Origin of the sequence: Candidatus Rhabdochlamydia sp. W815, assembly GCF_018642185.1 — a bacterium.
Lineage (GTDB): Bacteria > Chlamydiota > Chlamydiia > Chlamydiales > Rhabdochlamydiaceae > Rhabdochlamydia > Rhabdochlamydia oedothoracis.
On the sequence record NZ_JAAVTY010000046.1, the window covers coordinates 1 to 10,525 of the forward strand.

The following is a 10,525-nucleotide window of genomic DNA, read 5'->3' on the forward strand; positions in this document are numbered from 1 at the left end:
TACAAACATGCTATGCTCGGGTGCACAATAGATGTTTTTTCAAGTATTTATATGTTCTTTTTTGTGCACTTCAAGGTTGAAAGGGCCAATTCAAAAAATCCAAAAATCAAGGTTTATTACTTATGTTAGTCTGTATCGATAAAAAAGAATATGAGATGCCACCGGGTAGCAGCGCAAAAGATGTAGCAGAAAAATTGCACAAAGTAGCCCCAGAGCAATCCCTAGCTGTTAAACTCAATGGAGCTATCTGCGATCTCTCTAGTATTTTACATGAGGGGGATCAATTAAGTTTGATCGACTTTGCTAGCAAAGAAGGAAAAGAAATTTTTTGGCATACCTCTGCACATGTTCTAGCTCAAGCGGTTTTGCGATTATTTCCAGAGGCAAAACCAACAATCGGTCCTCCTATTGAACAAGGATTTTACTACGATTTTGCGAACTTAAAAATATCTGATACCGATTTCGAAAACATAGAGAAAGAGGTTTATAAAATCATCAGCGAAAATCATGAACCTATAAGACATGTGCTAGCTGATAAAAAAGAAGCTCTTTTAGTTTTTAAAAATAATCCTTACAAAGGGGAACTCATAGAAGGATTTTCAGAAGAGGGAATCATTACCGCTTATGAGCAAGCAGAGTTTTTTGATCTTTGCAGGGGGCCTCATTTACCTAATCTAGGCAAAATTAAAGCTTTTAAAATTTTAAAAACAGCAGGAGCTTACTGGCGCGGAGATTCTAAACGCGAAATGTTGACTCGAATTTATGCGATTTCCTTTCCCGATCGAAAAATGCTCAAAGAATATATAACCTTTCTGGAAGAAGCTAAAAAACGAGATCACAAAATTTTAGGTCCCAAGCTTGATTTATTTTCCATTAGAGAAGAAGCACCTGGTATGCCTTTTATTCATCCCAAAGGAATGATCGTTTGGAATCAATTAATCCACCTTTGGAAGATCATGCATAAAAAAGCTGGTTACGAAGAGATTAAAACCCCTCAAATTATGAGCCAAGAACTTTGGGAAACCTCTGGTCACTGGGAACATTATCGTGAAAATATGTACACTTTTTCCATTGAAGAGCGTCATTTTGCGATTAAGCCTATGAACTGCCCTGGCTGTATGCTCTATTATAAATCTAAATCTCATAGCTACAGAGAACTTCCTTTGCGCATTTCAGAACTAGGTCACGTACACAGACACGAAGCATCAGGAGCATTAAGTGGACTATTTCGTGTACGCAGTTTTCATCAAGATGATGCGCATCTTTTCATGCAAAAGTCTGATATTAAACAAGAAATTTTGAGTGTGATTGCACTGATTGAAGAAACCTATAGCAAATTCGGCTTATCTTATCGTTTAGAACTTTCCACTAAACCAGAGAATAGCATTGGCTCTGATGAAGATTGGGAAATTGCAACAAACGGATTAAAAGAAGCCCTTGATACTTGGGGAAAACCTTATCGGATCAATGAGGCAGATGGAGCTTTTTATGGTCCTAAAATTGATATCCACATTACAGATGCGCTATCTCGCAGCTGGCAATGTGGAACCATTCAACTCGATATGGCTTTGCCTGAGAAGTTTGAATTGGAATATATGGATAAAGATGGTCAATTGAAACGCCCGATTATGATCCATCGCGCCTTGTTTGGCTCAGTTGAGCGCTTTATGGGAATTTTGATCGAACATTTTGTAGGTAAATTCCCTCTATGGCTAAGCCCTTCCCAATTAAGAATTATACCTATAGCAGATAGACATGAACCTTATGCCAATGAAGTGTGTTCGGTCATTAAACAGACAGGATTTCAAAGCGATGTAGATGCTTCTCATGAATCAGTGAATAAAAAAGTGAGAAATGCACAACTCATGCAATACAATTATATTCTGATTTTAGGCGATAAAGAACTAGAGAATCAATCGATTAATTTGCGCACTCGCGATAATGTTGTGCATGGAGAGCTTGCGTTGAATGTTTTTTTGCATAAGATTGAGCAAGAGAGGAGTGATTACTCTTTAACATCTTATTTTGCAGAGGAAGTGAATGCCTAGAATTGCAGTTAGTAGTTTTAAAGGAGGGACAGCTAAAACATCTACCTCCTTGCATTTGGGAGCAGCTCTTGCTAAATTTCATCAACAGAAAGTGCTCTTGATCGATTTTGATGCACAAGCGAATTTAACAGCAGGAATGGGTTACGATCCTGACGCTCAAGATAGCATTGCCTCTGTTCTGCAAGGAACAAAAAACATCCATGAAGTAATTCTGCCTAGTGGAATTGCTAATCTTGACCTAATCCCCGCCGATACCTATCTAGAAAGAGTTGAAGTAAGAGGAGCTCTGGCAGCTGATCGTTATTCCCATGAGCGTCTTAAACAAATTTTAAATCTTTTGCAATACGATACCATTATTATAGATACCCCTCCTTCTTTATGTTGGCTAACAGAATCGGCTTTGATCGCAGCGGATTATTCCCTTGTTTGCGTAGCACCTGAATTCTATAGCATCAAAGGATTACAGCGTTTATCTGAATTTATGCAAAGTATTGCAGATCGTCACTCACTACAGGTCTTAGGTGTAGCTCTTTCCTTTTGGAATCCTCGTGGAAAAAGCAATCAAGCTTTTTTAGAAATCATAGAAAGCACTTTTCCTGGAAAAATGCTGCAGACAAAAGTGCGTCGCGATATCAGCGTTTCAGAAGCTTCCATCTTTGGTAAACCTCTCTTTGAAATAGCTCCTAAAAGCAGAGCTTCTGAAGATTATATTTCGCTCACTAAAGAGCTCTTAACCCGTATGTAAAACAGCTGGACATCCATGGCCAAAATAAATACTCTTCTCTCGCAGCGTTTAAAAACAGCTTCTGAGAAGCTTTCGAAAATGACTAATTTAGTGGAATTATCCTCTAGTGGAAATCTCTCCAGCTTTGCTGGGGTGTTTCGCGTAACTGTTCTTAATGAAACGGAAAAACAAACGTTAAAAAACATTCTCGATCAATACAAAAATAAAAACCAAGAAGTCATCCCAGATCTAGAATACCTATCCGCTCTTACAGCAGAAGTAAAAGCGATCAATAGCCAAGCCATCATTTTGCATGGAGAGAGAATACAAAAAGCACAGCAGATTTTAACCAGTTATCAAGAAGGAGCTTTTAGCGCTTGGCTCATTTGCACCTATGGAAATAGACAAACCCCTTATAATTTTCTGCAGTATTATGAGCTACACAGTGCCATTCCTGCTGCCCTGCAAGCTCAATTAGATCTTATCCCACGTCAAGCGGCTTATAGCTTAGCCAGTCGCCAAGGACCTCTTGCGCAAAAACAGCACATTATAAAAACCTATCAAGGGCAATCTAAACAAGAATTATTAGAGCTCATCCGCATCACCTTCCCTTTATCAATTAAAGATAAAAGAGCCCAAGATGTAGCAAATATTACTATCTTAAATTTAAGAAAAACCCTAGCTAAAATAAAAACCTCTACTTTTTATCCTACAGATAAACAAAAACAGCAACTCTTTAGCTTGCTCAAAGAACTTAAAACCTCGGTTGAATCTCTTCATGACTGATCATTATACTTCCCTATTAGCTTCTCGCTATGCCAGTGCAGAAATGTCTGCTATTTTCTCTCCCCATTCCAGATATGCCACGTGGAGACAGCTATGGATCGCTCTTGCCAAAGCGCAAAAACAACTAGGGCTTACTATTTCACAAGAGCAGATAGAAGAGATGCAAGAGGCCTCTCATTCGATCAACTTCGCAAAAGCAGCTATTTATGAAAAAAAATTCGGCCATGATGTCATGGCACACATTTACACCTTTGCAGATCAATGTCCTAAAGCTGGCCCTATTATCCACCTAGGAGCTACTTCTTGTTTTGTTACTGATAATGCCGATCTGATTCTCATGAGAAAAGCACTACAATTATTAGAAAAAAAATTGATTCAAGTCATTCGTCAGTTGTGTGTTTTTGCTGAAAAGCACGTGGGTCTTGTTTGTTTAAGCTATACGCATTTTCAGCCAGCTCAACCCACAACTGTGGGAAAAAGAGCCTGTCTTTGGCTACAAGATTTGAAGTTTGATTTAGAACAATGCGGCTCTGTGATTAAAGAACTTCGTTTTTTAGGAGCTAAAGGAGCCACAGGGACACAAGCCTCTTTTTTAAACCTGCTGGGAAGCAGAGAAAAAGTACAAGCCTTAGATCAATTAGTTGCCAAAGAACTAGGCTTTCATCATCTGCTTCTCATCTCTTCTCAAACATATCCTCGTAAGCAAGATATTTCGATCATCACTTTTTTAAGTCAAATAGCTGTTTCTGCTCATAAGTTTGCAACCGATTTGCGCTTGTTAGCACATCTTAAGGAAATAGAAGAACCTTTTTCTTCCACTCAAGTAGGCTCATCCGCAATGCCCTATAAACGAAATCCCATGCGCAGCGAGCGTATTTGTGGGCTTTCCCGTTTCTTATTTTCTTTAAACGAAAATCCTCTTTATACAGCAGCTACACAATGGTTAGAGCGTAGCTTAGATGATTCTGCAAATAGGCGTTTGTGTGTCCCAGAGGCTTTTTTATGCGCTGACGCTATCTTAGATCTTTTATGTTTTATCACTTCTGATTTGGTGATCTATCCTAAAATGATTGAAAAACATTTAGCAGAAGAAATGCCTTTTTTAGCAACAGAGCATATTTTAATGCAGTTGGCCAAACGGGGAAAAGATCGCCAAAAAATGCACGAGCGATTAAGAGGACACAGTCTTTTAGCTAGCCGCGAAATCAAAGAAGAAGGCAAAACCTGTGATCTTTTACATAAAATTGCTAGCGATCCAGAAATAGGTCTCTCTTTAGATGAACTCAAAAAAATGACTGCAGCAAAACATTTAGTAGGCTGCGCCAAAGAGCAAACACAAGAATTCTTAACCGAGGTAAAGCTTATTTTGGCTAAATATCACAATCTAGCTACTTACTCCGCTAAGATCGAGATTTGAGCTTAAACCCAATGCTTGCATTTCCTCTCTAATTCTCTCTTTTACGTCCCTACTCGGTTGCATTAAAGGAAGGCGTAAGAGGGAGAGGCAATAACCCATTTGATAGAGAGCATATTTTACACATTGCGGATTGCTCTCGAGAAATAAACTCGCGCATAAAGAGTGATATTTTTCATACAGCTTTCCAGCTTCTTCAAAGTTTTGATCGGATAGCATACAAAGCAATTGCTGCCACTGTTTAGGAATGAGGTTTGCTATTACAGAGATACATCCTTTAAATTTTAATGCCATCAAAGGAACTACCAAATGATCATCACCGCAAAAAAGAGGCTTCTTTATCTCTTGGGAAAGTCTAACCACATACTCAATATCCGCTGTACTCTCTTTAATTCCGCATACATAAGGATCTTTTGCAATCTCTACTAAGGCCTCCATAGGAAGCTTAATGCCTGTTCTTCCTGGATGATGATAAACAAAAATGGGAATGTTTACAGAACACACCTCTTTATAATGGGCAATACACCCTTGAACACTGGGCTTGGTATAGTAAGGTACAATCACAAGACAAGCATGAACACCGATATCTTTTGCTGCTTGAGTAAGCTCAACTGTAGTAGACGTGCTGCTAGTGCCTGTCCCTGCAATGATAGGAATACGTCCATTTGCAATTTGAACCCCCTGCTTGAAAATGTGTAACTTCTCTTGCAAGGATAAACTTGTACCCTCTCCTGTAGAACCACATAGAACAATCCCTTGAGAGCCTTGTGCAATATGCCATTCGATTAAAGTGTCCAGCGCTAAATAATCAATAGCTCCCTCTTGTGTAAACGGAGTGATTAAAGCAACGATAGATCCTGTTAACATTTCGCCTCTCTTTTCATTTGCAACCATAATAAGATTCCACACAAAAATACCATTGCAGCACCGATATAAATCGGCATAGTAAAAATACCCACTGCTAGAATACTTCCAAAGATTCCGGTTATAATTTCTGCCAGGGTTTGTACAGAGGTCAATACCCCCAAAGCCTGTCCTTGTATATGGCTTTCCGCTGCATTAGAAATCAATAACGAACCGTGTGTAATGACAACTCCTAAACATAAGCCCACTAAAGGGATAGTAAGAAGCAAAACATATACATTTGTTGGTAAAACAACAGCTACAAAACTTAGGGACAACAGAAAGGAAAATAGACAAAGCACTTGAATAGGTTTCAAACGACGAGAAAGCCAAGGAATCAAAAAAAGCACACCTAACATCAAAGAGAAAGAAGTGTAAACCATTTCATAAGACAAAACAGCTGGAGAAAAATGAAACTGCCTTTCTAAGAAGACAGGCAAGAAGCGAAAAAAGGAAAAATATCCTATAGCCAGTAACAAATTACATAAATAAAACAGCCTAATTTTAGGCGCTTTGAGTTTTCCAAACAAAGAAGGAAAAATAACGATTTTCTCTACTCTGCGTAGCTGCAATGTTTCTTTTGCATACCAAGCAATCACTAAAATTCCCGTTAAAGTCATCAATGCAGCTATCCAAAAAGGAGTGGCAAAGGTAAACCAAGGAACCAGGTTTGAATCTGCCAATACTCCTCCCATCAAAGGACCAATGATAAATCCTAGAGAAATACAAATATTCAACCAACCGAAATACACAGGTTTTCGATGCTTGTGCTCATCCAATCCTGTCACATCAGCAATCACGGATTGAGCTATTGTCACATTTCCTTCGCAAAAACCACATACAATCAAACCAATTACCATTCCAGTAATTGAATAATGGTATAGAGAAAAAGCAATCATTAAATATCCAATCGTAGTTCCCATCAAAGAAAAAAGAACGACTTTTTTTCTTCCGTGTCGATCAGAAAGAGATCCTAAAACAGGAGACCCCAAAAACTGCCCCAAAGGAAAAGCAGCCATAACAGTTCCTAATAGAACCATTCTTATCTGGTAAGAAAGATGCGGTGCAATCGAAGTTTGAGAATCTAAAAACATCTTAGGCAAGATCGGAAGAGGCAAAGAAAAGCCAATATAGGCAAATAAGACGACTAACGCATAGGGAAAAAGTATTTTTTGAATCTGTTTCGGCATTAAAGATATCCTTTAAAAATAAGAATAGAAAAACAAGGCTTAATCATAAAATCGAGATTTATCATTTTTCAAAAGAAATCAACCCAAATTGTCGTATCAGTGATTTGAAATACGACAATTTGGACTAAATTCTTTTTCGGTAGAATAGACAGAGGTATTTTGAGATCTATATTATTTTCCATGTTTAGGTAAAACAAAAAATTTTTGAGGATCCTTGAAACTTGTTGATATTTCCACAAGCGATCCCTCTTGGCACATCTCCTTAAGGCGGGTTGTAGTTGTACGGCGTGTAACTTTCCAAATCTCTTGAGCCATCTTAGCATGGATTTTGTCATGCTTTTTTAAGTAATGAAAAATAGGTTCTTGCCAAAAAGCAGAAGGAATGTTCTTTATTGACTTTGGATAGAGTGTCAAACGAAAAAAATGGCCTAACTCTTCAAATTTTGGTAGAGGAATATGCTGATGTTGACAAACATCTAGCATTCTTTTGAGTCCAGAACCCCAGTGTTCGGTCAATTTTAGCTCTCGGAATGTTCTTCCTAATACTTTATTACGAAGCTGAGAAACTCCAGAAAGGGCGCTATCAAGACTTAGTCCAAATGGCAAAGATCCAGGATTAGTAACCTCTAATCGATCATCAAAAATAGCAATTTGAATGGGAGAACGATGATTAGCATAGTCAGCGTGGATTAAAGCATTCATAATAGCTTCACGAAGAAGCATGGGAGCGTATTGTGGCGTTTCTTCACGCCTAATTCCTTTTATGGAAAAACTCATAGAAGTGTGGCGACGGATAAAAGAAAGAACCTCTTCCAATGCTTGTGGAAGAGGGCTTTTAATTTCTTGTTCATCAATAGCTGCATTTTTTAAAATTCCTTCAAAACGAGCCATTCTAACAATTGGATCAATGAAAATCCTATCTCGATTTTTTCCGAAAAGTAAAAGGCCTCCTTTTGTTGGATAGGTTTCTGATTGATAGGTAGTAAATAATTCTAAAGCTTTAGCCTTTGCCTGCGTAAATGTTTTTCCTACGGTCAAAAACAATTGTTTAGCTAGCTCAAAATCAAAATCATCAAAAGAAAATCTGCAATCAGGAAGCTGATCAAAAGATGTGTGTTCTTTTAAACGACGTATCTCAGCAATAATATGTGCATCCGCTAAACGATTGGTCGATCCAAGACGTATGAACGTTCCCTCAACTTCTCCTTTAGATTTTAGGTGAAAAAGACCTGGGATATAGGGGACAGTGACGATTAAAATATCACGTTCTCGCCAAGAGCAAAATTGTAAATTTGGAATAAGTAAAGGAGAAACCGAGTCAGCAATAGCATTAGCAATTTTTTCCTCTTCCTTCAAGATATCTGACAAACCAATCACTTCTTTTGTCTCATTCTTGATGCCAATAAGTAACACACCTCCAGCTGTGTTAGCAAAAGCAATTACAGTTTGTACAATTTTTTGCAAAGATTGGCTATTTTCTTTAAACTCAAGTGTTTTTCCTTCATTTCTTGACAGAAGCTGTTCTAGCATCATAAGATGATCTCCATGAATTAACATAGAAATTAACATAGAAAAACATAACTGTCAAAATTTTCTATGTTAAATTCCATAAGAAAACGAGTTTTATTTCAACTCATCTCCCCACTCAGTTTTTTTAGCAATAGAGTAGAGCTCTTTATCCTTTCGACTGATCGTCTTTTCTACAAGGCCTGATTCTGTACAGAGTTTCAGCTTTACAAATCCCGATCCTTTGAAAGGGTAGCGAATCACACGAGAGAAGCTAGTAGAAACAGGTGTGCGAGAGAAGATCAGATAGGAGAATTTTTCATCCTCATAGTTTAAAGATCCTTCTTTTAACTGGCGGTGGACAGAAGACCTAGGCAATCGCACAGAAAAATGACACCAATCGCCTTTGGCTATAGGACAGTTTTCTCTATGCGGACAAGGAGCTACTAAAAAGGCCCCTAAGCCAAGCAACCTCTCTCTTGTTTTCCGGATAAAATGAAACCCTTTAGAGGTGCCAGGTTCGAGCAAAATGAAAATCTGCTCTGTTTTGTTCCAGAGGGTTTCTATTATTTGCAGTTGATTCTCTTTGCCAACCTCACATAAAGAATAAGAGGCTACAACCAGATCTTTAGCAGAAGAAGGGATCCCCTTTGTGATATCTTGCAACATCCAGGTAACTTCTACATCTGTTGGATGAGACAATAGCTTTCCTAGTTTAATAAAACCAGGGTCTCTTTCTATAAGGGTTGCTTGTTGTAGCGAAAAAAAAGACTCGGCTGCTAAAAGAACACTTGCCGGACCTGCCCCGCAGTCCAGAAGAGAACGAACTAAAGAAAGATCAAAGTGTTTTTGTAGCTCCTTGAAGACATAAGAGATCGCAGCATAGGTAGCCGGAAGACGGGAACACAAATAAGCTATTCTAAGAGAATCTGAAGAAAGCGGTTCTGTTTGATCTTTTTTCTGACGATAGGTGGAAGTTAAGCTCTGCGCCTGTTTTGCCCATTTTTTTAGAGAAGTTCCTTGGATTAAAGATTGAATTTTAGATTCTAGCAAAGATAACATTTTTTAAGCTAATTGCCAATTGATAGGTTCTTTACCCCATTTTTTTAAAGCTTCATTGATTTGAGAAAAATGACAACAACCAAAAAACCCTTGAGCGGAATAAGGGGAAGGGTGCGCAGCTGTCAGTACAACATGGGAGGTTGTTTTTTCTTCTAAAACAGCACCTATCTTTTCCTTGGCGGATTTTCCCCAAAGAACAAATACCAAAGGATCTTTTCTTTCCACCAATTTAGCAATTACCGCGTCGGTAAAGATTTCCCATCCACGTCCATAATGCGATTTTGGTTCACCCGCGCGTACAGTAAGCGTTGCGTTGAGCAATAACACTCCCTGTTTAGCCCACGAAGATAAACAACCTTCTTTAGGTAAGTTGATACTTAAATCTTGGTTTTGCTCTTTAAATATATTTTTTAAAGAAGGGGGTTGGGGTATACCACAAGGAACACTAAAGCTCAAGCCATGTGCCTGTCCTGGCCCGTGATAGGGATCTTGCCCCATGATTACCACTTTTACCTTATCAAATGGGGTGTGTAAAAAAGCATTGAATATCATTTCTTCAGGAGGGTAGATAGTTTTATTCTCAGCCTTTTCTTGTGCTAAAAATCTTTTAAGCTCTGCAATATAAGGCTTAGCAAGTTCTTCCTTTAACACTTCATGCCAACTAGCTGCTAATTTCATACCCATAAGACCACCCAATGGCGAAAAAGAATAGATTTTACTCAAAAAAAGAAAAGAAAGCAAAAAAAATAGTCTTATCTTAAGGCAACGGAATTGTATAGTTATTTAAATCGACATTGATAAAACAGCTTGATCTAAGGCTTCGGATAAATTAGCTACAGTAGGTAAAAGTTCTCGGATTTTCGTTTTCATATTGGCCCAATATTTTTCGATA

At 38.2% G+C, this 10,525-nt stretch carries 9 protein-coding genes; 4 read left to right on the forward strand and 5 right to left on the reverse strand.

Features of this window, described 5'->3' with window-relative positions; translation table 11 throughout:
- Positions 1 to 122: 122 nt before the first annotated feature.
- The 4 genes from thrS to purB are packed head-to-tail and all read left to right on the forward strand — an operon-like array spanning position 123 to position 4,975.
- Positions 123 to 2,048: a threonine--tRNA ligase gene (gene thrS, locus RHOW815_RS04405; RefSeq protein ID WP_215217129.1), complete on the forward strand. Its 1,926-nt coding sequence runs from the start codon at positions 123 to 125 to the stop codon at positions 2,046 to 2,048.
- A complete protein-coding gene (locus RHOW815_RS04410; RefSeq protein ID WP_215217130.1) occupies positions 2,041 to 2,793 on the forward strand; it encodes a ParA family protein in 753 nt (250 codons plus the stop codon). Before thrS ends, RHOW815_RS04410 begins: the two co-directional genes overlap by 8 nt.
- A gap of 15 nt (positions 2,794 to 2,808) precedes the next feature.
- The gene (locus RHOW815_RS04415; protein ID WP_215217131.1) at positions 2,809 to 3,558 is read left to right on the forward strand and encodes a CT583 family protein; all 750 of its coding nucleotides are present in this window, start codon (positions 2,809 to 2,811) and stop codon (positions 3,556 to 3,558) included.
- Positions 3,551 to 4,975 (forward strand): adenylosuccinate lyase, encoded by a 1,425-nt coding sequence (gene purB / locus RHOW815_RS04420; protein WP_245397526.1) that lies wholly within the window; start codon positions 3,551 to 3,553, stop codon positions 4,973 to 4,975. Before RHOW815_RS04415 ends, purB begins: the two co-directional genes overlap by 8 nt.
- Here purB and dapA read toward each other — a convergent pair.
- From dapA to ung, 5 genes are all read right to left on the reverse strand, one after another.
- Positions 4,943 to 5,839, reverse strand: coding sequence for a 4-hydroxy-tetrahydrodipicolinate synthase (gene dapA / locus RHOW815_RS04425; protein ID WP_215217133.1), 897 nt, complete (start codon positions 5,837 to 5,839; stop codon positions 4,943 to 4,945). The two genes, purB and dapA, sit on opposite strands and share 33 nt — an antisense overlap.
- On the reverse strand, positions 5,833 to 7,065 hold the full coding sequence (locus RHOW815_RS04430; RefSeq protein ID WP_215217134.1) for an MFS transporter: 1,233 nt from the start codon (positions 7,063 to 7,065) through the stop codon (positions 5,833 to 5,835). Before RHOW815_RS04430 ends, dapA begins: the two co-directional genes overlap by 7 nt.
- A gap of 171 nt (positions 7,066 to 7,236) precedes the next feature.
- On the reverse strand, positions 7,237 to 8,634 hold the full coding sequence (locus RHOW815_RS04435; protein ID WP_215217135.1) for an ATP-binding protein: 1,398 nt from the start codon (positions 8,632 to 8,634) through the stop codon (positions 7,237 to 7,239).
- Positions 8,635 to 8,688: 54 nt separating this feature from the next.
- Positions 8,689 to 9,633 carry a small ribosomal subunit Rsm22 family protein gene (locus tag RHOW815_RS04440; RefSeq protein ID WP_215217136.1) on the reverse strand — a complete coding sequence of 315 codons (945 nt, stop codon included), beginning with the start codon at positions 9,631 to 9,633 and terminating at the stop codon, positions 8,689 to 8,691.
- Positions 9,634 to 9,636: 3 nt separating this feature from the next.
- Positions 9,637 to 10,317 (reverse strand): uracil-DNA glycosylase, encoded by a 681-nt coding sequence (gene ung / locus RHOW815_RS04445; RefSeq protein ID WP_215217137.1) that lies wholly within the window; start codon positions 10,315 to 10,317, stop codon positions 9,637 to 9,639.
- Positions 10,318 to 10,525 lie beyond the last annotated feature (208 nt).